Source organism: Ensifer adhaerens, assembly GCF_013283195.1.
GTDB classification, from domain to species: Bacteria; Pseudomonadota; Alphaproteobacteria; order Rhizobiales; family Rhizobiaceae; genus Ensifer; species Ensifer adhaerens_G.
In genome coordinates this window covers 2,417,807-2,444,789 of record NZ_JABEKT010000001.1, presented here as the reverse complement: position 1 = coordinate 2,444,789, position 26,983 = coordinate 2,417,807, and the positions used below count along the sequence as shown (strand labels likewise).

24 protein-coding genes are annotated in these 26,983 nt (G+C 61.7%); 17 read left to right on the top strand and 7 right to left on the bottom strand.

Annotated features, from left to right (window positions below):
- Positions 1-2 precede the first annotated feature (2 nt).
- The 5 genes from LPJGGPFB_RS11615 to LPJGGPFB_RS11595 are packed head-to-tail and all read left to right on the top strand — an operon-like array spanning position 3 to position 4,272.
- Positions 3-1,292, top strand: a complete 1,290-nt coding sequence (locus LPJGGPFB_RS11615) for a vWA domain-containing protein (RefSeq protein WP_173420046.1) — start codon at positions 3-5, stop codon at positions 1,290-1,292.
- A 1-nt stretch (position 1,293) separates the two neighbouring features.
- On the top strand, positions 1,294-1,626 hold the full coding sequence (locus tag LPJGGPFB_RS11610; RefSeq protein ID WP_173420045.1) for an XdhC family protein: 333 nt from the start codon (positions 1,294-1,296) through the stop codon (positions 1,624-1,626).
- A gap of 3 nt (positions 1,627-1,629) precedes the next feature.
- Positions 1,630-2,337 (top strand): XdhC family protein, encoded by a 708-nt coding sequence (locus LPJGGPFB_RS11605; protein WP_173420044.1) that lies wholly within the window; start codon positions 1,630-1,632, stop codon positions 2,335-2,337.
- Positions 2,334-3,950, top strand: coding sequence for an NTP transferase domain-containing protein (locus LPJGGPFB_RS11600; protein ID WP_173420043.1), 1,617 nt, complete (start codon positions 2,334-2,336; stop codon positions 3,948-3,950). Before LPJGGPFB_RS11605 ends, LPJGGPFB_RS11600 begins: the two co-directional genes overlap by 4 nt.
- A 4-nt stretch (positions 3,951-3,954) precedes the next feature.
- The gene (locus tag LPJGGPFB_RS11595) at positions 3,955-4,272 is read left to right on the top strand and encodes a TfoX/Sxy family protein (RefSeq protein ID WP_173420042.1); all 318 of its coding nucleotides are present in this window, start codon (positions 3,955-3,957) and stop codon (positions 4,270-4,272) included.
- 93 nt (positions 4,273-4,365) lie between these two features.
- Here LPJGGPFB_RS11595 and LPJGGPFB_RS11590 read toward each other — a convergent pair whose 3' ends face one another.
- From LPJGGPFB_RS11590 to LPJGGPFB_RS11570, 5 genes are all read right to left on the bottom strand, one after another.
- Positions 4,366-4,803: an NUDIX hydrolase gene (locus tag LPJGGPFB_RS11590; protein WP_173420041.1), complete on the bottom strand. Its 438-nt coding sequence runs from the start codon at positions 4,801-4,803 to the stop codon at positions 4,366-4,368.
- Positions 4,804-4,810: 7 nt separating this feature from the next.
- The gene (locus LPJGGPFB_RS11585; protein ID WP_173420040.1) at positions 4,811-6,319 is read right to left on the bottom strand and encodes a DEAD/DEAH box helicase; all 1,509 of its coding nucleotides are present in this window, start codon (positions 6,317-6,319) and stop codon (positions 4,811-4,813) included.
- A gap of 198 nt (positions 6,320-6,517) precedes the next feature.
- The gene (locus LPJGGPFB_RS11580; protein WP_173420039.1) at positions 6,518-7,849 is read right to left on the bottom strand and encodes a peptidoglycan DD-metalloendopeptidase family protein; all 1,332 of its coding nucleotides are present in this window, start codon (positions 7,847-7,849) and stop codon (positions 6,518-6,520) included.
- An 88-nt stretch (positions 7,850-7,937) separates the two neighbouring features.
- The gene (locus tag LPJGGPFB_RS11575) at positions 7,938-8,768 is read right to left on the bottom strand and encodes a ferritin-like domain-containing protein (RefSeq protein WP_173420038.1); all 831 of its coding nucleotides are present in this window, start codon (positions 8,766-8,768) and stop codon (positions 7,938-7,940) included.
- A 20-nt stretch (positions 8,769-8,788) separates the two neighbouring features.
- Positions 8,789-9,256: a peroxiredoxin gene (locus tag LPJGGPFB_RS11570; RefSeq protein ID WP_173420037.1), complete on the bottom strand. Its 468-nt coding sequence runs from the start codon at positions 9,254-9,256 to the stop codon at positions 8,789-8,791.
- 324 nt (positions 9,257-9,580) lie between these two features.
- On the opposite strand from LPJGGPFB_RS11570, the gene LPJGGPFB_RS11565 reads away from it, so the two are divergent.
- On the top strand, positions 9,581-12,982 hold the full coding sequence (locus LPJGGPFB_RS11565; RefSeq protein WP_173420036.1) for a YhdP family protein: 3,402 nt from the start codon (positions 9,581-9,583) through the stop codon (positions 12,980-12,982).
- A gap of 50 nt (positions 12,983-13,032) precedes the next feature.
- On the opposite strand, the gene tyrS is transcribed toward LPJGGPFB_RS11565, so the two are convergent.
- Positions 13,033-14,286, bottom strand: a complete 1,254-nt coding sequence (gene tyrS, locus LPJGGPFB_RS11560; protein WP_173420035.1) for a tyrosine--tRNA ligase — start codon at positions 14,284-14,286, stop codon at positions 13,033-13,035.
- Positions 14,287-14,410: 124 nt separating this feature from the next.
- Between tyrS and LPJGGPFB_RS11555 the strand changes: the two genes are divergently transcribed.
- Both LPJGGPFB_RS11555 and LPJGGPFB_RS11550 read left to right on the top strand, forming a co-directional pair.
- Positions 14,411-15,547 (top strand): anhydro-N-acetylmuramic acid kinase, encoded by a 1,137-nt coding sequence (locus LPJGGPFB_RS11555; RefSeq protein WP_173420034.1) that lies wholly within the window; start codon positions 14,411-14,413, stop codon positions 15,545-15,547.
- A gap of 136 nt (positions 15,548-15,683) precedes the next feature.
- Complete coding sequence (locus LPJGGPFB_RS11550; protein ID WP_173420033.1) at positions 15,684-16,883, top strand: GGDEF domain-containing protein; 1,200 nt, start codon at positions 15,684-15,686, stop codon at positions 16,881-16,883.
- 18 nt (positions 16,884-16,901) lie between these two features.
- On the opposite strand, the gene LPJGGPFB_RS11545 is transcribed toward LPJGGPFB_RS11550, so the two are convergent.
- Positions 16,902-17,579 (bottom strand): alpha/beta hydrolase, encoded by a 678-nt coding sequence (locus tag LPJGGPFB_RS11545; protein ID WP_025427123.1) that lies wholly within the window; start codon positions 17,577-17,579, stop codon positions 16,902-16,904.
- Positions 17,580-17,801: 222 nt separating this feature from the next.
- Here LPJGGPFB_RS11545 and LPJGGPFB_RS11540 point away from each other — a divergent pair, with 222 nt between their 5' ends.
- From LPJGGPFB_RS11540 to LPJGGPFB_RS11500, 9 genes are all read left to right on the top strand, one after another.
- Positions 17,802-18,968, top strand: a complete 1,167-nt coding sequence (locus LPJGGPFB_RS11540) for a cysteine desulfurase family protein (protein WP_173420032.1) — start codon at positions 17,802-17,804, stop codon at positions 18,966-18,968.
- 152 nt (positions 18,969-19,120) lie between these two features.
- Entirely contained in the window at positions 19,121-20,590 is a 1,470-nt protein-coding gene (gene sufB / locus LPJGGPFB_RS11535; RefSeq protein WP_173420031.1) for a Fe-S cluster assembly protein SufB, read from the top strand.
- A gap of 77 nt (positions 20,591-20,667) precedes the next feature.
- Positions 20,668-21,423 (top strand): Fe-S cluster assembly ATPase SufC, encoded by a 756-nt coding sequence (gene sufC, locus LPJGGPFB_RS11530; protein WP_112804995.1) that lies wholly within the window; start codon positions 20,668-20,670, stop codon positions 21,421-21,423.
- Positions 21,424-21,445: 22 nt separating this feature from the next.
- Positions 21,446-22,723, top strand: coding sequence for a Fe-S cluster assembly protein SufD (gene sufD, locus LPJGGPFB_RS11525; RefSeq protein ID WP_173420030.1), 1,278 nt, complete (start codon positions 21,446-21,448; stop codon positions 22,721-22,723).
- 27 nt (positions 22,724-22,750) lie between these two features.
- A complete protein-coding gene (locus LPJGGPFB_RS11520; protein WP_173420029.1) occupies positions 22,751-23,992 on the top strand; it encodes a cysteine desulfurase in 1,242 nt (413 codons plus the stop codon).
- 71 nt (positions 23,993-24,063) lie between these two features.
- Positions 24,064-24,444, top strand: a complete 381-nt coding sequence (locus LPJGGPFB_RS11515; protein WP_173420028.1) for an SUF system Fe-S cluster assembly protein — start codon at positions 24,064-24,066, stop codon at positions 24,442-24,444.
- Positions 24,445-24,542: 98 nt separating this feature from the next.
- Complete coding sequence (gene sufA, locus LPJGGPFB_RS11510; protein WP_173420027.1) at positions 24,543-24,935, top strand: Fe-S cluster assembly scaffold SufA; 393 nt, start codon at positions 24,543-24,545, stop codon at positions 24,933-24,935.
- 92 nt (positions 24,936-25,027) lie between these two features.
- Complete coding sequence (locus LPJGGPFB_RS11505; protein ID WP_173420026.1) at positions 25,028-26,533, top strand: ATP-binding protein; 1,506 nt, start codon at positions 25,028-25,030, stop codon at positions 26,531-26,533.
- Between the two features lie 10 nt (positions 26,534-26,543).
- On the top strand, positions 26,544-26,972 hold the full coding sequence (locus tag LPJGGPFB_RS11500; protein WP_173420025.1) for a response regulator: 429 nt from the start codon (positions 26,544-26,546) through the stop codon (positions 26,970-26,972).
- Positions 26,973-26,983: the final 11 nt, after the last annotated feature.

Here is a 26,983-nt window from a genome sequence, read left to right as displayed (position 1 = left end):
CAATGGAGCCGGGAGAACATCCGCCTGATGGTGCCATTCTCCCGCCGATCCCGCCCGGCGACGGCAAGCTGGCCGACAACATCGTGTACTTTGCCCGCGCCCTCAGGCGCGCCGGGATGAAGGTCGGGCCTGGGGCAGTGGCCGACGCCATCGACGCGGTCACGCTGATCGGCATCGGCGCCCGCGACGAATTCTACGCGGCCCTTCAGTGCATTTTCGTCAAGCGCCACGAGGACCAGCCGGTGTTCGACGAGGCTTTTCGGCTGTTCTGGCGGTCGCGTGGCCTTGTCGAGAAGATGATCGCGATGATGTCTCCGCTCGCACCGGAACGCGACAGCGAGCGGCAGCGGCGACGAGCGGGCGAGACGCGTGTCAGCGATGCCTTGATGTCCGGTCATGATGATGCCCGGCCGCCGCGCGAGGAACCCGAGATCGAGATCGACGCCCGCTACACGGTTTCGGGCCGGGAGCTTTTCCGCAAGGCGGACTTCGCCCAGATGACCGCTGCCGAGATCACCGAGGCGAGGCGAGCGCTGTCGTCGTTGGTGTTGCCGCTCGACCAGGTGCGCACGCGCCGCTACCAGCCTTCCTCGCGGCAGATCCGCATCGATCCGCGCGCGACGATGCGCGACGCCATGCGCTTCGGCGGCGAACTGATCCTGCCGCGCTTTCGCGAACGGCGCCTCGTTCATCCGCCGCTGGTGGTGCTTGCCGACATTTCGGGATCGATGAGCCAATACACCCGCATCTTCCTGCATTTCCTCCATGCCCTCAGTGAAAAACGCCAGCGCGTTCACACCTTCCTCTTCGGTACACGGCTGACCAATGTTTCGAGGCCGATGCGAAACCGCGACCCGGATGTCGCGCTCGACGAATGCATCTCTGCGGTCAAGGATTGGTCCGGTGGCACGCGCATCGGCGAAACCCTGCATGAGTTCAACCGACTCTGGTCGCGGCGGGTGCTGGGACAGGGCGCCATCGTGCTTTTGATCACCGACGGGCTCGAGCGGGACGACACGCTGGATCTGGAGCGGGAGATGGATCGCCTGCACCGCTCCTGTCGCCGACTGATCTGGCTCAATCCGCTGTTGCGATTCGACGGCTTCGAGGCACGGGCCCGCGGCGTCAAAGCGATGCTGCCGCATGTTGACGAATTCCGAGCCGTGCACAATCTTGAGTCCGTGGGCGAGCTCGTCAAATCGCTGTCGGGCCAGAGGTCCGGGGAGGCCGACCCTCGACGGTTCATGGACGAGCATCGCACCGTGCTGGGTGGCCGGGCTGGGAGGACGTGACATGCAGGTATTGGTCGACACTCTCGATCCACTCGCGGTTGCCGAAGCCTGGGTTGGCGACGGCCGCCAGGTGGCAATTGCAACGGTGATCGAAACCTGGGGGTCCGCACCGCGCCCGGTCGGCAGCCATCTGGTGATCGACGGGGCCGGCAATTTCGAAGGTTCGGTTTCCGGCGGATGCGTCGAGGGTGCGGTGATCAGCGAAGCGGCGGATATTCTGGAGACCGGCAAGGCAAAGATCCTTGAATTCGGCGTAGCCGACGAGACCGCATGGCGTGTCGGTCTTTCCTGCGGCGGCCGGATCCGTGTGCTTGTCGAGCGGGTTGACGGCTGAACCATGGATCTCGCAACCCTTCAAGCCTTGAATGCAGCGCGCGCGGGCAGGCGAGCCGCCGTCGTCTTTACCGACCTCGAGACCGACCGAAGCGTGCTCTGCGTCGAGGGTGAACGCTGTGCGGACGAATGGATCGACGCGATGACGGCGGCACTTCGGTCTGGCAAACCCGGAATGATCATGGCCGGCGGGCGGTCCCTATTCCTCAATGTGTACCTGCCGCCGCCGCGCATCCTCGTTGTCGGCGCCGTCCACATCTCGCAAGCGCTTGCGCGGATGGCGGCTGTCGCAGGCTTCGACCTCACCATCGTCGACCCGCGAACCGCGTTTGCGACGGCCGAACGCTTTTCCGGCGTCGAGCTGATAGCGGAGTGGCCGGAAGACGTCCTCAAGGCCCGGCCGCTTGATCGGTTCACGGCGGTGGTCGCCGTCACACACGACCCGAAGATCGATGACGAACCGATCCGGGCAGCCCTTGCCGCAGGCTGCTTCTATGTCGGCGCTCTTGGCAGCAGAAAGACGCATGCAAGCCGCGTCGAGCGCCTGCGGCGGTTCGGGGTCTCCGACGACGCGCTCGCCCAGATCAAGGCGCCGATCGGGATCGACATCGGCGCGGCGAGCCCGGCGGAGATCGCGGTTGCGATTCTCGCCGAAATCATCGAAGCGCTCAGGCGGCGGGATATCCTGTCCGGCAGCGAGGCGCATCGATGAGATTTGGGTCCACCAAGCTTTCCACGGCTGAAGGCGCCGTGCTCGCGCATGCCGTCAAAGCCGGCGATCTCCGCTTTCCGAAAGGGCACGTGCTCACCTCAACCGATCTTGCCGCGCTGATGCAGGCGGGGATCGACGAGATTATCGTCGCCCAACCGGATCGGGGTGATTTGCTGGAAGATGAAGCGGCGGCGCGGATCGCCGCGGCGATTGCTCCCGACCATCTGCGGTTTTCCTCGGCGGCAACCGGACGCGTCAATATCTATTCCCAGGTACACGGGCTGTTCGTCGCCACCCGCGAAACCGTCGACCGGCTGAACCGCATTGAGCCGGCTATCACGCTCGCCTGCCTCGCCGACCATGTGCCGGTGCAGCCTGGCGACATGGTGGCGACGATCAAGATCATACCTCTGGCAGTGGCAGGATCGCTCGTGGAGCGAGCGGAGATGTTGCTTCGAGATGCCACGGCCTTCGAGGTAAAACCCTTTTCCGCGCGCAATGCCGCACTGATAGCAACTGAGTTGCCTTCATTGAAACGCCAGGTCATGGACAAGACCCATGCGGTGCTCGCCGCGCGCCTGCGGCAATCCGCAAGCGCGTTGGCGACGGAGCGGCGCGTTGCGCATACGGAAGACGCTGTAGCTGCGGCCATCAGTGACCTGAAGGCCGACCACGACCTCCTCATCGTCTTCGGCGCGTCGGCAGTTGCCGATTCGCACGACGTCATTCCTGCCGCAATCCGCAGGGCAGGCGGCATTGTCGATCACGTCGGCATGCCGGTCGATCCCGGCAATCTCATCGTGCTCGGCCGCGTCGGAACGGTGCCGGTGATCGGAGCGCCAGGCTGCGCCCGCAGCCCGCGCGAGAACGGTTTCGACTGGGTGCTCGATCGCATTCTCGCCGGCGAGTGGCCAAGCGCGCATGACATCACCGGGCTCGGCGTCGGTGGCTTGCTGAAGGAGATACCCACCCGACCACAGCCGCGCGAGCCCGTCGCGCCGATGGCTTTGGGGCCGGTGGAAACCGTCGTGCTGGCGGCAGGTCGCGCCAGCCGTATGGGTCCCGAGGGTGGCCACAAGCTGCTGGCGACCTTCGATGGCGTTCCGCTCATACGCCGCACCGTCCTCAGTGCCCTCGCAGCCGATATCGGCCGAGTGATCGTCGTCACCGGACATCGCGAGCCCGAAATCCGGGCCGCGCTCGGCGATCTGCCAGTCGTCCTCGTCTCCAATCCGGATTACCTGTCCGGCATGGCGTCGTCGCTGACGGCTGGCCTTGCCGCGCTCGATCACGCAGCCGGGGGCATGCTGGTGATGTTGGCAGACATGCCGGGGATAACGGCGGGCGACCTGCGCCGGATCGCCGATGCGTTCAATGCTGAAGGGGGGCGTGCAGTGATCCGCGCGACGGCTGAAGGTCAGCGCGGCAACCCGGTCGTCCTGCCGCGCCAGACATTTTCCGCCGTCGGCCAATTGCTTGGCGACGTTGGCGCACGGCATATCATCGAGAGATGCGGACTGCCGGTCATCGATGTCGAGTTAGGCGCTGCCGCCCGTCTCGACCTCGACACGCCTGAGCAAATCATCGCTGCCGGCGGAACTTTGGAGGAATAGACGCTTGGACAATGCTGCAATCGAGGAAATGTTCGAAACGCTCGGGCCCGTGACCATCAAACGCATGTTCGGCGGCAAGGGCGTCTATTTCGAAGGCGTCATCTTCGCGCTCGAAGTCGATGGAGAAATTCTCCTGAAGGGTGACGACAGGACGGGCCCGACTTTCGAGGAGGCCGGATCCCGGCGATGGGCCTATGACGGCAAGGGAAAGCCGGTGAAGATGCCCTATTGGAGCATCCCGGAAGAGGCCTACGACGATCCGGATGAAATGGCGCGATGGGTCAGACTAGCCTACGAGGCGGCGTTGCGGGCCAAGAAATAGGCCGGCAGATACTGATCTCGTTTCCGGTTCGGACAGAACCACGGAAACGCTCTATCTGTTTGTCTGCGCATTCCTGGCGGGAAGCCGCTTCGCTCAGTAAGCGTCAGCGAGCGCCTTCGTTTGCGCCCTGATGGCACGGACGGCGTCAGCGGCAAACCGCGAAAGTGGTTGGGGTAGTGCATCGAGATCGTACCAGCCGATGTCGGACAGCTTGTCCGGCTCGGTCAGTTGCGGTTCGCCCGCAAAATCGTCGGTGACGTAGATCATCGAGATCCAGTGCTGACGATCGGCTTCGATCAATTGCTCGCTGAGGCAGAGAAAGCGGGTCGAACGGATCGACAGGCCGCTTTCCTCTTCCGCTTCACGGCGCGCGGCAAGTTCGCTGCCCTCCATGTGATCGACCTTGCCGCCCACAATGTTCCAGTGGCCAGCCTCGGGCGCCTTCAAACGCTTGCACAGCAGCAGCTTGCCGTCGCGCATGATCGCCAGTCCGCAGCCGAAGCCCGGAAAGTCGATTCCCGGCCGACCCATTTCTGGATCAGGCCTTGCCGGCGATCAGCATGAATGCGGGGATTTCGTCACCGAAGCCAACAGGCGTCGGGCCGTCGTCATGGTCACGACGGTGGCGATTGCGGCGATCACGATTGTCGTCGTTGGCAGGATTTGCCGCGCGAACCGGACGTTCCGGGCGGTGGCCGTTGCTCTGCTTTGTCTCTGCGTTGCGTGCCGGTTTCACCGCTTCCACCCTTTCGACGACTGCTTCAATTTCTGCCTCACTATCGGCACGAACCGTATCGGTTTTGTGATCGGAACGGCCACGCGGTGCACGGTCCCCATCTTTTTTACGGTCCTTGCGACCATCGCGACCGCGGTCACGACGACCGGTGTCGTGGCTTTCCATCGGCTCGGGAAGGTTCGCCAGGTCACCGTTCAACCATTCGACCTTCTGGCCGATCAGCTTTTCGATGGCCTCGGAGAACTTCGTGTCGCGCTTGGTGACCAGCGTAAAGGACGCCCCGGAGCGACCGGCACGACCGGTGCGGCCGATGCGGTGGACATAATCTTCCGCATGGATCGGTACGTCGAAATTGAAGACGTGGCTGACATCAGGGATGTCGAGACCGCGGGCCGCCACGTCGGAGGCAACGAGCAACGTGATATGGTTGTCTTTGAACCCGGCAAGCATGGCCATGCGCGAGCGCTGGTCCATGTCACCATGCAGGGCACCGACCGAGAAGCCGTGACGCTCGAGCGAACGGAAGAGGTCGGCAACATCCTTCTTGCGGTTGCAGAAGATGATGGCGTTCTTCAGGTCGTCCTGGGCGCGGATCAGATCGCGCAGAACGGCGCGCTTCTCGTAATCCTTCCCGTGCGTGGCGACGAAGCGCTGCGTAACCGTCTGCGCCGTCGATGCCGGACGGGCAACTTCGACGCGCTCCGGGTTCTGCAGGAAGCGATCGGCAAGCTTCTGGATCTCCGGCGGCATTGTGGCCGAGAAGAACAGAGTCTGGCGCGTGAACGGGATCATCTTGGCGATGCGCTCGATATCCGGGATGAAGCCCATGTCGAGCATGCGGTCGGCTTCGTCGATGACCAGAATCTCGACGCCGCTCATCAAGAGCTTGCCGCGCTCGAAATGGTCGAGCAGGCGGCCGGGCGTGCAGATCAGCACATCGGCGCCGCGCTCCAGCTTGCGATCCTGTTCGTCGAACGAGACGCCTCCGATCAGAAGCGCGATGTTGAGCTTGTGGTTCTTGCCGTACTTGTCGAAGTTCTCAGCAACCTGGGCAGCCAGTTCGCGTGTCGGCTCCAGAATCAGCGTGCGCGGCATGCGCGCACGTGCACGACCCTTTTCGAGCAGGGTCAGCATCGGCAACACGAACGAGGCCGTCTTGCCGGTTCCCGTCTGCGCGATGCCGAGGATGTCGCGACGCTGCAACGCCGGAGGAATGGCGCCGGTCTGGATCGGGGTCGGGATTGTGTAGCCCGCATCGGTAACTGCGGAGAGAACTTTTTGGCTAAGGCCAAGGTCAGCAAAATTGGTCAAAGGGAAATCTGTTTCCGTTCCGGTTCGATAAGAACACTGCTCGATCGGTGGAAAACACACCACCGCGTGGCCGGGCTCTTAAGCCGAATACGGTCGAAAGTCAAGAAATCCAGCACGTTGAAGCGGGAAAAGGTTGATGGCAACGAATCTGTTGTGTTTCTTGTCAAGTGGCGAGCGCAGAACGCGTCGGTATCCTGCTCATTTCATGTAGCTAGCAAGCTTGGTCCCGGCGTTGAGAAACCGCATGGGATCGACCGCCTGACCGTTCAGCCGGATCTCGTAGTGCAGGTGCGGACCTGTCGAACGGCCGGTGTTGCCGGACTTCGCGACGACATCACCAGCCTTGATCCGGTCGCCAACCTTGACCAGGACCGTCGAGAGGTGGGCATAGCGGCTGGCAACGCCGTTGCCATGATCGATCTCGACCATGTTTCCGTAGCCGCCCGTCTGGCCGGCATTGGTAACGGTGCCCGGGGCTGTCGCGCGGATGCGGGTGCCAACCGTGGCGCGAAAGTCGATACCTGCGTGCAGCGCCAGACGACCGAGAAATGGATCAAGCCTGTTGCCGAAGTCGCTGGTGATATCGCTTGCCGGAGACGGGTTGCCGAAGGGCAGTTCCCGGACCTGCGAACGCGTGCGTTCAAGCTCGACAAGGGCCGAATCGAGCGCTGCAAGCGACTGGCCGAATCCGTCGTCGTTAACCGGCTCAACGAAAGGGCCGCCGATCGCGGCGTCCGTGGAGCCCGTGGTTTCATCCGAGGGCGCCAGCTCGGCGACATCATTTTCCGGCAGGGCAACACCTGTGCGGCCGACGATCTTGCGGATCGCCTGCGACGTTCTGGCAGCGCCATCGGTCAGTTGCTCAAGCCTTTGCATCTGGTCACGTTCCACATCCTTCAGCGAGAGCGTCACCTTCGAAAAAAGCCGATCGGCGCGATCGGAGGTGCTTTCACTTGGCGAAGGCCGAGCGTAGGCAAGGGCGGCGACACGGGCAGGTGCTGCCGTTTGCCCACCGCTCAGCCCCATCAGCTTTTCGATTGCCTGCACACCACCGGTGACATCGGCGCGTTTTTCGTAGGCGAGGGGTTCGACCGGTGCCGGCTGGGTGAAGTCGGTCGACAGGCCGGAATTTTCCGCCCGCTCGATCAGCGCGCCGAGCTTGCCGTTGCGAGACGAAAGCGCCTGCTGCTGCTGAAGCAGCTTCTCGACCTTTTCTTCGACGACTTGCTGATCGAGCAGCTGTCGGCTCGTAACGCGATCGACCTGTGCCCGCAGCGCGGTGATTCGGTCTTCGTATTCGTGCTGCATGCGCGCCTGACGGGCGATCGTCCCACCGATCAGATCGTCGCGAAGGACGAGATAGGAGGTGGCAGCAAGGTAGCCGATACCGAAGACGCCCACTGCCGAAACGGCAAAGGCGGCCATCCACGGACGCACCGTCATATGGCGGACCTTGTCGCCGCTCGCCAGGATCAGAACATGGTTTTGCGCGCGCTTTCCGAAGGTGCGATTTGCCGAACGTTCAGACACTCCACCACTCCCGCCGTCTGCGAATTGTCTCGCATTGCTTGACGGGCATTACACTTCGTTAGGGTTAATATTTGGTTGAGCGCCTGCACTACGAGAGGTTGGTGGAAGCCGTCATCGAGCGGTAGAAGGACGGCGTCAGCCCGGCTTCGGCACGGGCGATGTCGTTGAACGGCGCTTTGAGCGGACCGCGAAAATTAGCGCGAACGAGTTGCTGGAAGGTCGCCGCGGGATCCTTCCTTTCCCGCGCGCAGAGGAAGCGGAACCATTTGGCGCCGACGGCCACATGGCCTTTCTCATCCTCGTAGATGACGTCGAGGACGGCGGCGGTCTCGAAGTCTCCGGTCTCACGCATCCGTGCCTGGAGCGCCGGCGTCACGTCCAGCCCGCGCGCCTCCAGTATGAGCGGAACAACGGCAAGCCTGGCGGTCAGATCGTTTCGGGTCGCGTGCGCGGCCTGCCAAAGTCCGTCATGGGCCGGCAGGTCGCCGTAGTCCGCGCCGAGGTCGTTCAGCCGCTGGCGGACCATGCGGAAGTGCTTGGCCTCCTCGAACGCGACCTTCATCCACCCATCGAAGAACGAATTCGGCACTGATTCGGACGCAAAACGCGCAACAATATCGAGCGCGAGATCGACGGCATTGAGTTCGATATGGGCGATCGAATGCAGAAGCGCGATCCGCCCCTTGAGCGAACCCAGCGATCGCTTCTTCACCTGGGTTGGCGGTGTCAGAAGAGGCTTTTCCGGTCGACCCGGCCTGAGCGGAACAGGCCGGTCAAGCGGTGAGCGCAATGACAGCGCCCGGCGCTGCCAGCGGCGCGCTGCTTCCTGCGCAAGCTCCGTCTTGACGTCGAGATCGGCCGCACTGATCGCCTCGACGGCCGCACCGCGCAGACTGTGAAAGGTGGGAAGTCTCGTCATCTTGGCCTCGTCGTTCGCACTCAGAGTGCCTTGGCGGCCTGGAGTACCTCTTGGGCATGGCCGTTGACCTTGACCTTTTCCCAGACGCGAGCGATCCGTCCATCGGCGGCAATCAGGAACGTGCTGCGTTCGACGCCCATGTATTTGCGCCCGTAGAGGCTCTTTTCCACCCAGAGCCCATAGGCGTTGATGGCGGTCTTTTCCTCGTCGGCAGCAAGCGTAACCGTCAGGCCGTGTTTTTTGGCGAAACGGTCGTGACGCTTCACCGAATCAGGAGAGATGCCGATCAGCTCGACGCCTGCGGCAGCAAAGTCAGGAGCAAGTTCAGTGAACGAGATCGCTTCCAGAGTGCAACTCTTGGTGTCGTCCTTCGGATAGAAGAACAGCACGACTGGGCGACCGCGAAACGCCGAGAGAGAAAGTGAACCGCCACCGTCACGAGGGAGCGTGAAATCAGGAGCGAGATCTCCGGGGTTGAGTCCTGCCATGAATAAACCTTCCTTGCGCCAAGATTTGTGAACAATCGCCGGCTAGGGCATATCGAAATTCGACAACCTGCGTCCAGCGGATTTGTGCTAGATTTGACAGGTTCCGGACGGGTTGGGCCGATAGGACCCTTTGCCCGGCATTCGCTGACACGAAACCCACGGATGTGTGAATGCTTTCCACAGCATGGTCGGCGCGGTGTGGTGACACCGTCTGGACAGATGTGGTCTACGTGACGGTGATAATGACCCGTCGCCCCATAGCCGCATGATGCGCCGATGGGAGAGGCGGACTTTCCCGTCTTGAATTGGAGGGCGTCCGCGCCGATGAGTGAAATCCGCGGCGAAAAAGTCGGCTTTCGCAAGAAAGACATCGTCGCGTTGCATGCGTTGCCCTCGGCGCAGGCACACGAACCCGTTATCGTGCATGCACCACACAAGCGCGGGCTGCTGCGCCTTCTCAGCAAGATAGCTCTTTGCGGTTTTCTGTTCACCTTCATCATCGCAGCCGGCCTGATCGCCGTCGTTGAGAGCGGCGCAATCGACAGTACACTCAACGCGCGCGCGCGCACGGCGCTGAACGCCGCACTCGGCGGAGCCTATCGCGCCGAGGTTGGCAGCACCGTCGTACGCATGACCTCAAATGGGGCACTGGCACTGAAGGCGCGGGAGGTGGCGCTGAGCGAAACCACATCCGGTCAGCCGGTCGCAAAATTGAGTTCAATATCCATTGCGCTCGACCCTATCGCGTTGCTGACGGGCCGGATTGCGGTTTCGCGCCTGGAAGCGGAAGGCGGTGACTTCGACACCGGCCTGCTACCACGCGGCGAGCCGATCGATCTGACGAAGATCAAGATCGCGGATGTCGGCGTGGCGCTGGAGACGCTTTTTGCGCACGTCGATCGCATGTCACAGATGGCAGCGGGGCGCGGCGACCAGACGGTCCTGCTTTCCAATTTTTCCTTCACGGTTGCCGGTGCGCGTGATTACATCGTGCCTGTCGATGCGAAGGAACTGGAGTTCAATCGTGACGTCGATGGCTCGATGCATGTCAAAGGCAGCCTCACCGTCGACGGTGTCGATGTCGATCTGAACGCCAACGCTAACGCTCTTGGCGCACAGAATCATGTCGCTGGTTTCGAAGCGTCGATCTCCAACGTTCCATTGAAACCATTCTTCTATCACGGCCCCTTCGGAAAAGAGGCAGCCTTCGGCATCGACGCAACGGCGGGGCTGACGCTCACCGCGAAGCGCGCCGCTGCGGGCGCCAAGCCAGATCTTCGCGTGGCTGTCAGGACGTCCGAAGGCGCGTTCCACGCTGGCGGGCTCGTCTCGACGATCAATCCCTCCCAGATGGATATCGCCTATGATTTCGAGCGGGCTTCTGTCGAAATCCTGCCATCCACCGTCAATGTCGGTCGCTCTGTTTTCCCCTTTACCGGCGCTGTGAAAGATCTTGATCGGATCGCAGGCGCAACCGACCAGGGTTTTGCCATCGATCTCCTGTTCAAGAATGCAAGCTCGGCACCGGAGGATATTGCGGAACGCCCCTTGATCTTTGACGCCAAGGCGAGCGGCCGCTTCACATCCGACGCGCGTCACCGCCTGATCTTTGATCAGCTCGCCGTTTCCAGCCCGCTCGGCTCGATGTTCGGGTCGCTGTCGATCGCCTTCGGCAAGACCTCGCCGCAGGTGAGCTTTGCCGCCATCAGCGATCGCATGCAGCCGACGGCCGTCAAGCAGCTCTGGCCGTGGTGGCTCGCCAAGGGCGCCCGCCGCTGGGCGATCCGCAATCTCTTCGGCGGCACGGTTACAGATGCGCGCATCGAGGTATCGGTGGCGGAGGGGCGGATCGCCGCCAACGAAGGCGAGCTGAAGCTTGACGAAAAAGAACTGAACATCGCGTTCAACATCGACGGTACACGCATCAACATCGCCGGCGAGATACCGCCGCTGCGCGACACATCCGGCACGTTCAAGCTCAGCGGCAAGCGCATGGAGGTCGGCGTGAAACAAGGGGCGGCCTATTTCCCCTCCGGGCGATCGGTCGCGCTCAACGGCGGCGACTTCATCATTCCCGATGTCTACACCAAACCCTTGATTGCCGAGATGAAAATCGAGGTCGGTGGTGAGGCGGATGCGATTGCCGAGCTCGTCACCTACAAGCCGATACAGGCGCTGCAAAAGACGCCCTTCGTTCCCGGCGACTTTACCGGCCCGCTGACCGCGCAGGTCGGTGCGCGGTTCGGCCTTGTCACCGACCAGCACCCTCCGCCGCCGCTCTGGCAAGTGGAAATGCAGCTAGAGAACGTCACTGTCACGCGCCCGATCGCCGGTCGTGAGATTTCCAACCTTTCCGGCACGTTCCGTGTCGACAACCAGCAAGCGGTTCTCGATGCCGATGCGGTGGTGGAAGGTGCAAAGGTCAGGATTGCGCTCACAGAGCCTGTCGACAGCAAATCGAAGGTCAAGCGCAGACGCGAAATCAGCGGGACGCTCGATGCGGCAGCTCGGGAGAAGCTGACGCCCGGGCTGTCGAAGATTATCTTTGGTCCGATGGTCGTCGATCTGGTGATCGACGAGTCTGATATGCAGCATGTCACCATCGATCTGACCAAGGCCAGGCTATCTCTGCCTTGGATCGGCTGGAACAAGGGCGCTGGCATCCCCGCGGAGGTGCGCTTCACATCCGACATCAGCGACAGCGTCACAACGATCAAGGACTTCGCGATCGCCGGCGATGGTTTCGGCGCACGCGGCAGTCTGCAGGTCGACGGCGCCGGCGTCGTCGCCGCCAAGCTCACCAATGTCCGTCTGGCGCAGGGCGACGATTTCAACGTTGCCATCGACCGCCGCAAGGGCGTCCACGTCGTGACATTGAGCGGATCGGCAGCCGATATCCGTCCGATCCTTGCCCAGATGAAGAGCGGCTCGGGTGGCAACGGTGGCAGCGGCGATGACATCACGATCCAGGGGCAGCTCGGTCGCGTCTCCGGCTTCAACGGCGAAGTGTTGTCGAACGTCAACCTGACCTATTCGGAGCGCGGCCAACAGATCGAGGACATCAATCTGTCGGCGGTGACCAGTAGCGGCCAGGCGCTCGTGGCCAAGCTCGCCAAATCCGGCGCCGACAACATCCTTGAACTGACGACCGGCGATGCCGGTGCGCTTGCCCGCTTTGCCGACATCTACAGCAACATGCGCGGCGGCCTGTTGAACCTGAAGCTGCGTGATCGCGGCGGCCGATCATGGCGCGGCTCGATCGACATCCGCAAGTTTTCGCTGATCGGCGAGCAGCGCCTGCAGTCGATGGTGTCAACCCCGGCAGGCCAGGACGGGCGAAGCCTCAACCAGGCGGTAAAACGCGACATTGACGTCAGCACCGCGCGCTTCGAACGCGGTTTTGCCCAACTGGCGCTCGATCGCAGCGCCATTCGCGTCGATGGCGGCGTTCTCAGGGGAACCGATGTCGGCGCAACCTTCCAGGGAACCGTGCGTGACGGCAACGGCATCATGGACATGACTGGCACCTTCATGCCTGCCTACGGCTTGAACCGCATTTTCGGGGAATTGCCGTTGATCGGCGTTCTGCTCGGCAATGGCCGCGATCGCGGCTTGCTCGGCATCACCTTCAAGCTCAATGGCCCGTTCAACCAACCGAATCTGACGATCAATCCGCTTTCGATCATCGCTCCCGGCGTCTTCCGCAGCATCTTCGAGTTCCAATAAAAAGGCCGGCGCAACGGCCGGCCTTCGATTTGATCTGATGTTCGCTCAACTCAGGCGGGGCGAACCAGGATGTGCTTCTTCTTGCCGAGCGACAGCTTAACGATGCCATCCGAAGTCACGTCACCGCTGCCGATCAGCCGGCGTTCGTCACTGATTGCCTGGTCGTTGATGCGCACGGCGCCACCTTGAACGTGGCGGCGGGCTTCGCCGTTGGATGCGGCAAGTCCAGCGCGAACAACCAGCGACAACAGGCCGATACCGGCGTCAAGCTCGGACGCAGGCACATCGACCGACGGCAGGTTTTCCGACACCGCACCTTCTTCGAAGGTCTTGCGGGCCGTCTCGGCCGCCTGTTCTGCAGCGGCGCGGCCGTGCAGCATGGCGGTGATTTCGGTCGCGAGGATCTTCTTGACCTCGTTGATCTCCGAACCGCCGAGCTTCGAAAGCCGCTCAATCTCGACCATCGGCAGCGTGGTGTAGAGCTTCAGGAAGCGCGTTACGTCGGCATCCTCGGTGTTGCGCCAGTACTGCCAGAAGTCGTAGGCCGACAGCATATCCGGGTTGAGCCAGATCGCGCCGTTGACCGACTTGCCCATCTTCGCGCCCGACGACGTCGTCAAAAGCGGCGAGGTGAGGGCGTAAAGCTGAGTCGTGCCCATGCGGTGGCCGAGGTCGATACCGTTGACGATATTGCCCCACTGATCCGAGCCGCCCATCTGCAGACGGCAGCCGGTGCGCTTGTGCAGTTCGACGAAATCGTAGGCCTGCAGGATCATGTAGTTGAACTCGAGGAACGACAACGATTGCTCGCGCTCAAGCCGCGTCTTGACGCTATCGAACGACAGCATGCGGTTTACCGAGAAGTGACGGCCGACGTCGCGCAGGAATTCGAGGTAGTTGATGCCAAGCAGCCAGTCGGCGTTGTTGATCATCAACGCGTCCTTGGGGCCATCGCCATAGCTCAGGTAGTTCGAAAACACCGTCTTGATGCTGGCGATGTTGGCGTCGATGGTCGCCGGCGTCATCAGTTGGCGCGCCTCGTCCTTGAAGGAGGGGTCGCCAACCATGCCAGTGCCGCCGCCCATCAGCGAGATCGGTCGGTGGCCGGTCGCCTGCAGCCAGTGCAGCATCATGATCTGGATGAGGCCGCCGGCGTGAAGGCTCGGGGCCGTCGGGTCAAAGCCGATATAGGCAGTCACGGTCTCCGTCCGGAACAGCTGGTCGAGACCGGCATCATCGGAACTCTGATGAATGAAACCGCGCTCGCTGAGGGTGTGGAGGAAATCGGACTTGAACTCGGACATGACCTGTCTCTTTCGGCTGGGTAGAACGTCTGCGCGCGGCGTTTAGCATTGTTTGGGCAAAAGTGCACGTCTTTGCTTGGGCGATGTTTTTGCTATGTAGACAAGCAACGCCTTGGAGGAATGCATGGGCAAGATCATGACAGCGATCGGCTTGATGAGCGGGACGAGCATGGACGGAATCGACGTGGCGCTGCTGCGCACCGATGGCGACGCGTTTGTCGAGCGGGGCCCTTCTGCCGGCTACGCCTACGATCCGCGTTTCCGCGACCGGCTGAAACAGGGCCTCGAAGAAGCAAAGTCGATCACAAGCCGCGAGCAACGGCCAGGTAGCCTGGCCGAACTCGAGCGGGAGCTGACTCTGAGGCACGCCGAAGCCGTTCAAACCTTTATGCGGAACAACAATATTAAATCAGATGCTGTTGATATCATTGGCTTTCATGGACAAACGGTTCTTCACCGCCCCGACGACGCCTTGACCGTGCAGATTGGCGACGGTGCGCTGCTCGCCCGCGAAACGGGCATCGATGTTCTCTACGACATGCGCGCAAACGACATGGAGCATGGCGGCCAGGGCGCGCCGCTCATTCCCGTCTATCATGCGGCGCTTGCCCGCAACGCCACAGCGGATGGCAAGTTGGAAGCGCCTGTTGCTTTCGTCAACGTCGGCGGCATCTCCAACTTGACATACATCGGCGCGGATGACGGGCTGATTGCCTACGACAGCGGCCCCGGTAACACGCTGATCGATCAATGGGTCGAGGCACATGCCGGCATTCCCTATGACCAGGGCGGCATGATTGCCAGCGAAGGCAGCGTGCTGCCGGAACTCGCCGAACGCTATCTGCTCAATCCCTTCTTCTCGGCGGACAGGCGTCGTTCGCTCGATCGCAACGATTTTGCACCGCCAGAGGGAAAAGACGCCAGTCTCGAAGACGGTGCACGCACGCTCGCCTATGTGACGGCAGCCGCTATCGTCAAATCGGCCGGTCACCTGCCTACAACGCCCCGGACCTACATCGTGTGCGGCGGCGGCCGGCTCAATCCGGTGATCATGGGGGATCTCGGGTCGCAGGCAAAAACCCACGGCGCAAACGTGCTGTCAGCCGAGGCGGTGGGATTCAACGGCGATTCGATGGAGGCGGAGGCCTGGGCCTATCTCGCTGTTCGGGCGCGGGAGGGATTGCCACTCACCTATCCCGGCACAACCGGAGTACGCCAACCGGTTACCGGCGGGAAGTACGCATTGCATGGCGCGCGCTGACAGAGGCTTTGTCCGCCACGTTTGCATTTGACCGGTTAATCAAATTTTCGCCTGCCGCTCTTAGTATCGTCCGGCGCTGCCAAATGAGGTGGCACGAAGCGGCTCTGCCGCAGCAACAGACAATTCAGGTTCGTCGATGGGTGGTGCGATTTCTCTGCTGGCTGTGAACTTCGTCATCGCCCAGATTTTCACTGCAGCATTTCTTGTTATAGCGGCAAAGAGCCGGTCCAGACGGGCCGCACTCTATTGCGCCGGCGGCTTCGCCATTGCATCGCTTGCGGCGGTGTTCGAAACCGTCGTGCCGTTTACATCCACTCCACGTCTTTTCGCCATAGGTGCGTTTGCGAGCGTTCTCGCCGGTTTCTGCCTGCTGCGGTTCGGCCTGGGTGTCTTTTATCGCGTACCGGCCAACTGGCTGGTGCTTGCCGCGTTTTTCCTGGCTTCGGTCGCGCTTGATCTGGTCATCTATCAATGGCCGAGAGGAACGCTGCAGCACTCCTCCCTTTATCAGTTGCCGTTCTTCATCATTCAGGCGTGGTCAGCATCCGTCGTCATCCGCTCCAAGCGACGCTCGGCGGCGGACCGAGTATTGCTGTCACTGCTGGCTCTGACCGCCGGCTACTACGTGCTGAAGGTCTTTGTGGCTGTGGTCGCCGGCTCGGGGGCAACGGCGCAGGACTATGTTTCCAGCCCATTCGCGCTGATTTCCCAAGCGCTCGGTGCGGTCCTCATCGTCGGCACCGGTCTTGCCATGCTTGGCGTGATGGTCATGGAAATCGTCGACGACGCACGCGCACGATCCGAAATCGACCTGCTTTCCGGGCTCTTCAACAGGCGTGGGTTTACCGAACGGGTCGCCCCCATGCTTCAACGTCGCGAAGGCCGCCTGCCGGGCACTTTGATCCTGGCTGACCTGGACCGTTTCAAGCTGGTGAACGACAGCTACGGCCACCACGCCGGTGACGAGGTCATCCGCCAATTCGCGCGAGTTCTAAAGGATGTCATGCCGAACCACGCGGTTGCCGGTCGTCTCGGCGGCGAAGAGTTTGCCGTGTTCCTGCCGTCGACGGAGCTGGAGGAGGCACGGGTGGTGGCGCACGGAATGCGCGCCGCGATGATGTCGCAGCAGATCGATGGCCTGGCGGAGCAGGCGAGGGTGACGGCAAGCTTTGGTGTGGCGGCCATTGCAAAGGATGAGCCGCTCGAACTGGCGATGCAGCGGGCCGACAAGGCTCTCTATGCGGCGAAGGAAAACGGGCGCAACCGCGTGGAATGCGCCGCAGCGCCGCAGACGGTGGTCAATCCACAGGTCCCACAATGGATCGGGCGGCCGTAAGAGCCGCCCGGATCTTGATCAGCGAATGCGCTTGGCAGCCGGTTCCGGCGTCAGTTCGCCGTTGAGGCGACGGTCGAGGTAGTCCTCGCATTCCGCCATCAGACCCTCGACCTGGCCGTTGAAGAAGTGGTTGGCGCCAGGCACGGTCTTGTGGGTGATGAGGATACCCTTCTGAGCCTTCAGCTTTTCCACCAGTCCGTTGACGTCCTTCTCGGGTGCCACCTTGTCCGAATCACCGTTGATGATGAGACCGGAAGACGGGCACGGCGCCAGGAACGAGAAATCATAGGTGTTGGGCTGAGGTGCTACGGCCATGAAGCCTTCGATCTCAGGACGACGCATCAGGAGCTGCATGCCGATCCAGGCGCCGAAGGAATAACCGGCAACCCAACAGCTCTTCGAATCGGGATGCAGGCTCTGCACCCAGTCGAGCGCCGATGCGGCATCCGAAAGCTCGCCGGCGCCGTGGTCGAACTCGCCCTGGCTACGGCCGATGCCCCGGAAATTGAAACGCAGCGTCGTAAAGCCGCGCTTCTGGAACATGTAGAAAAGCTGGTAGACGATCTGGTTGTTCATCGTGCCGCCGAACTGCGGGTGCGGGTGCAGGATGATGGCGATCGGGGCGCTCTTCTGCTTCGAAGGCTGATAGCGGCCTTCGAGGCGGCCGGCAGGTCCGTTGAAGATAATTTCGGGCATTGGCTCTCCGGGGGTGTTCCTGGTTCGAATCTTGGTTTCGGATCGCGATGAGTCTTGACGCAAGCACTCAGCTTTTCTAAAACCTAGTTTAGAACCGTTCAAAACTTCTGTGCGGGCATTCCGCCGTGTTTCGTCTCATAAGGCAAGCGGTGCGGAAAATTCAAGGAAAATGCATCGTCAGTGGTTGTCTGCGATGAGCCTATTGTTCTAGCGAAGGAAATTATGTCGACCTCGCGCATCTATATGGACTGGAATGCCACAGCGCCGCTTCTTGCCGAAGCGCGCGATGCGTGCCTGTCCGCGCTTGACCTGGTCGGCAACCCTTCCTCGGTCCATGGCGAGGGCAGAACGGTCCGCACGCTGATCGAAAATGCCCGCCGCGACGTGGCAGCGCTTTGCAGTGCAAAGGCGGCCAGCGTGATCTTTACCAGCGGTGCCACCGAGGCGGCCAACATGGTGCTGACGCCCGATTTCCGCATGGGTCGCACGCCGCTTAAGATCGGCAGGCTCTATGCCTCTGCGATCGAGCACCCGGCGGTGCGTGAAGGCGGGCGTTTTGGGCGCGAGGCCGTGTCGGAGATCCCGGTGACCGCTGCAGGTATCGTCGACCTCGAGGCCCTGCGTACGCTCCTCGCCAACCACGACCGCGAGAGCGGGCTGCCGATGGTTGCGGTGATGCTGGTCAACAATGAAACCGGCGTCGTTCAGCCGATTGCCGAGATTGCTGAGATCGTTCGTGGTCATGGTGGTATACTGGTCGTCGATGCAGTCCAGGCTGCCGGCCGGTTGCCGCTTTCGATCGAAGAGCTCGGCGCGGACTTTCTGATCCTCTCGTCGCACAAGATCGGCGGCCCGAAGGGCGCCGGCGCGCTTGTCGCCCGCGGCGAGATCATGATGCCGGCGCCGTTGATCCGGGGCGGCGGCCAGGAGAAGGGTCACCGCTCGGGAACCGAGAACGCAGTCGCGATCGCAGGCTTCGCCGCAGCCGCTCGCAAGGCGGCCGAAAGCCTGACGGAACGAATGAGATCGATTTCCTCGCTTCGCGACCGGCTGGAGCAGGACATGCGGATATCGGCGCCGGATGTGGTCATCCATGGCCGCGACGTTTCGCGCGTTGGCAACACCATCTTCTTCACGCTTCCTGGCATGAAGGCGGAAACCGGGCAGATCGCCTTCGACCTCGAGGGGGTGGCGCTTTCGGCCGGCTCGGCCTGCTCGTCCGGCAAGGTCGGCCAGAGCCACGTGCTGACGGCAATGGGATACGACCCGCGCCAGGGGGCTCTGCGCATCTCGATCGGACCGGCAACGACCGAAGTCGAGATCGAGCGCTGCGCGGCGGTCTTCGCCAAGGTTGCCGCAAGGCGCCGAACCACAGGTCAGGCCGCATGAGAACGTGCGGTTGAACGAAATTGCGGAAAAGCAATTTTCCGCTTGGCAAATGGGGTGAAAAGCGCCTTTTAGCCATTACATAAGCGGTGCGCCAAGTTCGCATCGTGTTGACAAGCTACCGGACCTTGGATCCGGAAAGATTGGAGAACGACATGCCTGCCGTGCAGGAGACCATTGATCAGGTCCGTCAGATCGACGTGGACCAGTACAAATACGGATTCGAAACCACCATCGAAGTCGAAAAGGCGCCGAAGGGCCTTTCCGAAGACATCATCCGTTTCATCTCTGCCAAGAAGAGCGAGCCGGAATGGATGCTCGAATGGCGCCTTGACGCCTATCGCCGCTGGCTGACGATGGATGAGCCCACATGGGCGCGCGTCAACTATCCGAAGATCGACTTCAACGACATCTATTACTACGCCGCGCCGAAGGGCACGACGGGTCCGAAGTCGCTCGACGAAGTCGACCCCGAACTTCTGAAGGTCTACGAAAAGCTCGGCATTCCCCTGAAGGAACAGGAAATGCTGGCCGGCGTACAGAAGTCCAAGATCGCCGTCGACGCCGTCTTTGACAGCGTATCCGTCGTCACGACCTTCAAGGAAGAGCTGAAGAAGGCCGGCGTGATCTTCATGTCGATCTCCGAAGCCATCCGCGAACACCCCGATCTCGTGAAGAAGTATCTCGGGACCGTCGTGCCGACGACCGACAACTACTACGCGACGCTCAACTCCGCCGTCTTTACCGATGGCTCGTTCGTCTTCGTGCCGAAGGGCGTTCGTTGCCCGATGGAGCTGTCGACCTACTTCCGCATCAACGAGAAGAACACCGGTCAGTTCGAACGCACGCTGATCATCGCCGAAGACAACGCCTACGTTTCCTATCTCGAAGGCTGCACGGCGCCCCAGCGCGATGAAAACCAGCTGCATGCGGCTGTCGTCGAGCTGATTGCTCTGGATGAGGCCGAGATCAAGTATTCGACGGTCCAGAACTGGTATCCCGGCGACAAGCATGGCAAGGGCGGCATCTACAACTTCGTCACCAAGCGTGGCGATTGCCGCGGCAAGAACTCCAAGATCTCCTGGACCCAGGTGGAAACCGGTTCGGCGATCACCTGGAAGTATCCGTCCTGCATCCTGCGTGGCGACGGTTCGCGCGGCGAGTTCTACTCGATCGCGGTTTCGAACGGCCATCAGCAGATCGACTCGGGCACCAAGATGATCCACCTCGGCAAGAACACGTCGAGCCGCATCGTCTCCAAGGGCATCGCTGCCGGCGTTTCGGAAAACACCTATCGCGGCCAGGTCTCGGCCCACCGCAAGGCCGAGAACGCCCGCAACTTTACCCAGTGCGATTCGCTGCTGATCGGCGACAAGTGCGGTGCACACACCGTGCCCTACATCGAGGCCAAGAACTCGACGGCACAGTTCGAGCATGAAGCAACAACGTCGAAGATTTCCGAGGACCAGCTGTTCTACTGCCTGCAGCGCGGCATCCCGACAGAGGCGGCGATCGCGCTGATCGTCAACGGCTTCGTCAAGGAAGTCATCCAGGAGCTGCCGATGGAATTCGCCGTCGAAGCGCAGAAGCTGATCGGCATCTCGCTCGAAGGCTCGGTCGGCTGACGCCCTGAACTGATTATTGAATGGCGCGCATTGCCTTGCGCGCGAACAGACGTTCGTTTCCCAAGAGGACGATAGAAATGCTTGAAATCAAGAACCTGCACGCCCGCATCGCCGAAGACGGCACCGAAATCATCCGTGGCCTGAACCTGACCGTGAAGGCCGGCGAAGTCGCCGCCATCATGGGCCCGAACGGCTCAGGCAAGTCGACGCTGTCCTACATCCTGTCGGGTCGCGAGGACTATGAAGTCACTGAAGGCGAAATCCTTTACAACGGCGAGAACATCCTTGAGCTAGAAGCTTCCGAGCGGGCTGCCAAGGGCATCTTCCTCGCCTTCCAGTACCCGGTCGAAATCCCCGGCGTTGCCACCATGCAGTTCCTCAAAGTGGCGATGAACGAGCAGCGCAAGTACCGCGGCGAAGACGAACTGACGACGCCGGAATTCATGCGCCGCGTCAAGGAAGCCGCCGCCGAACTCAAGATCGCGCCGGAAATGCTGCGTCGTCCGCTCAACGTCGGCTTCTCCGGCGGCGAGAAGAAGCGCGCCGAGATCCTGCAGATGGCGCTGCTCGAGCCGAAGCTTTGCGTGCTCGACGAAACCGACTCCGGTCTCGACATCGATGCGCTGAAGATCGTCGCCGACGGCGTCAACGCGCTGCGTTCGCCCGACCGTGCCGTGATCGTCATCACCCACTACCAGCGCCTGCTCGACTATATCGTTCCGGATACCGTCCACGTTCTCTACAAGGGCCAGGTCATCAAGTCGGGCGACAAGACGCTTGCACACGAACTCGAAGCCAACGGCTACGCTGACATCATCGAAGCTGCAGCCTAGGGCCTGTTGAAGGAGTGTTCGAATGAATATGCAACAGGCAATCAAGATGACGGCCGCTGAAACGGCGCTCGTCGATGCCTATACCGCGCAGATCGGCGATCTGCCGGGCGACGGCTCGGTGCTGTCGGTGCGTGACACCTTGGTGCACGAACTGAAGACAGCGGGCCTGCCGACGCGACGCGTCGAATCCTGGCACTATACCGACCTTCGCACGCTGCTGCGGGCCGTGCCGACCGCTGACCCGACGGCGTTCGCCGATCGTGTCGAGGCACTTGTCGCCGGCGCGACCGTGCTTTCGGTGCGCAACGGCCATGCCGACCTCAAGGGCAATGCGCCCGAGGGCGTGACGATCCGCTCCTACACCGACAGCCTGCTCGACGGCTCTGCCGCTGCCGGCCTTGCCGTGCTCGGCACGGACGATGCCATCGGCCGCATCAATGGCGGGCTCGTGCGCGGTGGCCTGGAGCTTGTGATCGCAGATGGTACCGAGCTGGAAGATCCGTTGGAAATCCAGCTGGTTCAGAGCCTCGGCCAGGCGCATACGCGCTTCCCGGTCTCCTTTGGTGCGAACACGAAGGCGACCGTCATCGAGCGTCATCTGTCGACCAATGCCGCCGAGAGCCTGATCTCGTCGGTCAGCGACATAACGGTCGGCGAAGGCGCTGAGATCACCTGGATCGTCCTGCAGCAGCAGGGTGCGGCCGATACCCATCTCGGCCAGATCCGCTTCGATCTCGCCAAGGATGCCAAGCTGCATCTGTTTCTCATCAATGCCGGCGGCAAGCTGGTGCGCCAGGAGATCCACGGCAAGACGAGCGGCGAGGGCGCCGATTTCAAGCTGCGGGGCATCAACCTGCTCGGCGGCGAAAGCCACACGGACGTGACCTTCACGCTCGGCCACAACGTGCCGCACACGACGTCGACGGAGATCATCCGCAACGTCGTGTTCGACCGCGCCAAGGGCGTGTTCCAGGGCAAGATCCTGGTCGCCAAGGACGCGCAGAAGACCGATGCGAAGATGGCGTGCAACACGCTGTTGCTTTCGGACGATGCCGATCTGTCGGCAAAGCCCGAGCTTGAAATCTTCGCCGACGACGTGCAGTGCGGCCACGGCGCCACCGTTGCCGACATCGACCACACGCAGCTCTTCTACCTCATGGCGCGTGGCATCCCGGAGAACAAGGCGCGGGCGATGCTCGTCAATGCCTTCGTTGCCGAGATCGTCGAGGAACTCGACGACGAACCGCTGGTCGAAGCGCTGGAAAGCGTGATCTCGGCCTGGCTCGAAAAGCACGCCTAAACGGCGCGTCTGATTGGATTGAATGACATGGAACACACTGTGCCGGTGCCCGCCTACGACGTCGAAGCGATCCGCAGGGATTTTCCGATCCTGTCGCGAACCGTCTATGGCAAACCGCTTGTCTATCTCGACAACGGTGCATCGGCGCAGAAGCCGCAGGTCGTCATCGACGCGGTGAGCCATGCCTACTCCAATGAATACGCCAACGTGCATCGCGGGCTGCATTTTCTCTCGAACGCTGCCACGGAGGCCTATGAAGCGTCGCGCGAGAAGGTGCGCCGCTTCCTGAATGCGCCCTCTGCCGACAACATCATCTTCACGAAATCCTCCACCGAGGCGATCAATACGGTCGCCTATGGTTACGGCATGCCGAAGCTCGGCGAGGGCGACGAGATCGTGCTGTCGATCATGGAGCACCACTCCAACATCGTACCATGGCATTTCATCAGGGAACGCCAGGGCGCCAAGCTGGTCTGGGCGCCGATCGACGACGACGGCGCCTTCCACATCGAAGATTTCGTAAAATGCCTGACGGAGCGCACCAAGCTCATCGCCATTACCCATATGTCGAATGCGCTGGGCACCGTGGTTCCGGTCAAGGAAATTTGCCGCATCGCCCGCGAGCGGGGGATCCCGGTGCTGGTCGACGGCAGCCAGGGCGCTGTTCATATGCCTGTCGACGTGCAGGACATCGATTGCGACTGGTACGTGATGACCGGTCACAAGCTCTACGGCCCCTCGGGCATTGGCGTGCTTTACGGCAAGATGGACCGCCTAAAGGAAATGCGCCCTTTCATGGGTGGCGGCGAAATGATCGAGGAAGTGACCGAAGACCGCATCACCTACAACGATCCGCCGCACCGTTTCGAAGCCGGCACACCGCCGATCGTCCAGGCGATCGGGCTCGGCTATGCGCTCGACTACATGGAAAAGATCGGCCGGGCGGCGATCACACAACACGAAGCTGACCTGACGGCCTATGCCCGCGAGCGCCTGTCGAGGATCAATTCGCTGAAAGTGTTCGGCGACGCACCCGGCAAAGGCAGCATCTTCTCCTTCGAGATTGCGGGCGTTCACGCCCATGATATTTCGACGGTGATCGACCGCGCCGGTGTTGCAGTGCGTGCCGGCACCCATTGTGCGCAGCCGCTCTTGAAACGCTTCGGCGTCACCTCCACATGCCGCGCATCCTTCGGCCTCTACAACACACGGGCCGAAGTGGACGCGTTGGCGGACGCGCTGGACCATGCGCGTAAGTTCTTCGCCTGATCGAGTTTGGAAAATGGTTCAGGCTGGCAATTCAAGCATCTGAACCAAAAGAGAAAGTCTAGGAGGCCGATATGAGCCTGGATGCAACGCAAGACAAAATCGACGTCCGCGAGGGCATCGTGCATTCGGCAATCCCGGCCGAAGAACTGGCACGGCTGAGCGACGATATCATCAGCGCGCTGAAGACCGTCTACGACCCGGAAATCCCGGCTGACATCTTCGAACTCGGGCTGATTTACAAGATCGACATCGAAGACGACCGCATGGTCAAGATCGACATGACGCTGACGGCACCCGGTTGCCCCGTTGCCGGCGAGATGCCCGGCTGGGTCGAAAATGCGGTTGGCGCCGTTGAGGGCGTGTCGGGCGTCGAAGTGGCGATGACCTTCGACCCGCCGTGGACGCCGGACCGCATGTCGGAAGAGGCCCAAGTGGCGATCGGCTGGTACTGACCGCAAGGCGCCATATTGATCCGTTAAGCTGCGGACACTACATTTGATTCTGGAAGGCGCCGGGCCTTAACCCCGGTGGCGACAAGGAGATAAGGCCGATGGGCTTTGCCGTGATGAGCTTGACCGATGCTGCCGCCAGCCGCGTCCGGTCGATCGTGGAAAATGCCGGTGCCGATGCCTTGGGCATTCGTGTCGGCATCAAGAAGGGCGGCTGCGCAGGCATGGAATATGCCGTTGACCTCGTTACCGAACCCAATGCGAAAGACGATCTGATCGAGCGCGATGGCGCCAAGGTCTGGGTCGCGCCCGAAGCGGTGCTTTACCTGCTCGGCACGCAGATGGATTTCGAGGTAACGACGCTTCGCTCCGGTTTCACCTTCAACAATCCCAACCAGACATCCGCCTGTGGCTGCGGCGAATCGGTCGAGCTGAAGCCAGCCGACCTGGCAGCGCTTGCGGCGCGCGGCGACGCCGTCGTGCCCGCTAGCTGATACGCTCTTTCCGCGTAGAGAGATGGTAGGCCCGGCTTTTCGCCGGGCCTTTTTTCTGCTGATATGCGGCCGGGTGACGGGGGGAGAAGGGCGTGACGGCGTTCGACGAGGAGCTTGTCTTCAAGGCGCTCTATGAGACCTTTCCGGATCCGGTGATCATCCTTGATGCGTCGCGCATTATTCGCTCGGCCAACCCGGCGGCGCTGGCGCAATTCGGTTATGCAGCGGATGCGTTCATCGGCCAACCAGCGCGCCTGATCTATGCCGACGACAGCGAATATGCGAGGCGCCTGCACAATCGCGCGGCGAACGTCGATGAAAGGATCGCGCGCACCTCGACTTATAGCTACGTCCGGCGCGATGGCTCGACATTCTCGGGTCATTTGCGCACGACACCGCTTGTCGATGCCGGCGGGCGGGAACTGGCCCTGATCGGCATCATTCGCGATGTCTCGGACCTCGCCAAGGCCGTGCAGGAGCGGCAGCGGGCGTCGGACATGCTTGACGCGGCGCTCGACGTCATGCCCGAAGGTTTTGCGATCTTCGATGCGGAGGAAAGGCTGCTGGTCTACAATCGCGCCTATGTAACGATCTGCGGCCCGGCCGGCCCTTTGCTGCGCCCCGGTATCACGGCCGAAGAGATACTTCTGCTTGCACAGAGAGCAGGTCACTATCCTGAAGCCTTGCCCGGCAACCCGGAGTGGCCGGCCTGGGTGGCGCACCGTCTGCAGGACTTTCGTCAACCGGACAACCAGCCGAAGATCTACAGTTACGCCGGCGACCGGTGGCTGCGGGTGGAAAACATCAAGACCAAGGACGGAAACACCGTCGTCCTGCGGGTCGACGTGACCGAACTCAAGCGCGCAGAGCTGGCGCTCGAACGCCAGCGACAGGAGCTTGAGCACAAGAACGTGGCGCTCGATCAGTTCACGGCAACCGTGTCTCACGATCTGAAGGCGCCTTTGCGGCACATCTCGATGTTCTCCGAGATGATCGAAGACGAGTTGGCTGCCGGCAACCAGCATGAAGTTTCAGCCAGCGCCCGCCACCTGCGCGACAGCGCCAAACGGATGAACCGGGTTATCGACAGCCTGCTCGATTATTCGCAGATCGCCTATCAGATCAGCACGTGGTCAGACGTTGACCTCAACGATATCGTCGCCGACACACTCAGTGTGCTCGACGGCTACGCCTGTGAGGCGAACGTCAGCTTCGAGGTCGGCTCGCTGCCGAGGGTGCAAGGTGACCCGGAACTGTTGCGCCGGCTCGTTCAGAATCTGGTCGGCAATGCCATCAAGTATCGCCACCCGGACCGCCGGCCGGTCGTGCGCATCAATGGTCGCATCGCCGATCAGCAGGTCGAGTTTGTGGTTGAGGACAACGGCATCGGCATCGACCCGCGCTTCGCCACACGCATCTTCGAAGTGTTCCAGCGCCTCCATCACGACGAGAACACCTATGGCGGCACCGGCATCGGCCTTGCGCTCGCCAAGCGGATCGCTGAAAGCCACAACGGATCGATCCATCTTGACATCGGCTTTGTCGAAGGCGCACGGTTTGTGGTGACCCTTCCAAAACGGATGCGGAAGACCAGATAAGGCGACAGGCTTGGCCAAGTCACCGAAGCGATTGCTTGTGGTGGAAGACAACGCGCACGACGCGCGTTTCGTCACGCGCGCGCTTTCGCAGACGGACGACACGCTGGACATCGTCCATGTCACCCACGCCGACGAGGCCGTCCAGCGGCTCGCGCGCGAGCACTTCGATTATGTGCTTCTGGATATCAAGATGCCCGGGATCGACGGGATGGAATTGCTGGAGCGCATACGCTCCAATGAGGGCACATCGGTGCTGCCGGTGATCGTGCTGACCTCGTCTACCAATCCGAGTGACGTCGTCAGATCCTACAAGGCCGGAGCAAACGCCTACGCGGCCAAGCCGTCGTCGCTTTCAGGCTACCGGCAATTCGCCGAGGCTTTCGTTCGCTTCTGGATAGAGAACACCTTGCCGCCTGGCGGCTCCATCCTTCAGCAATAGAGTGAAAACGG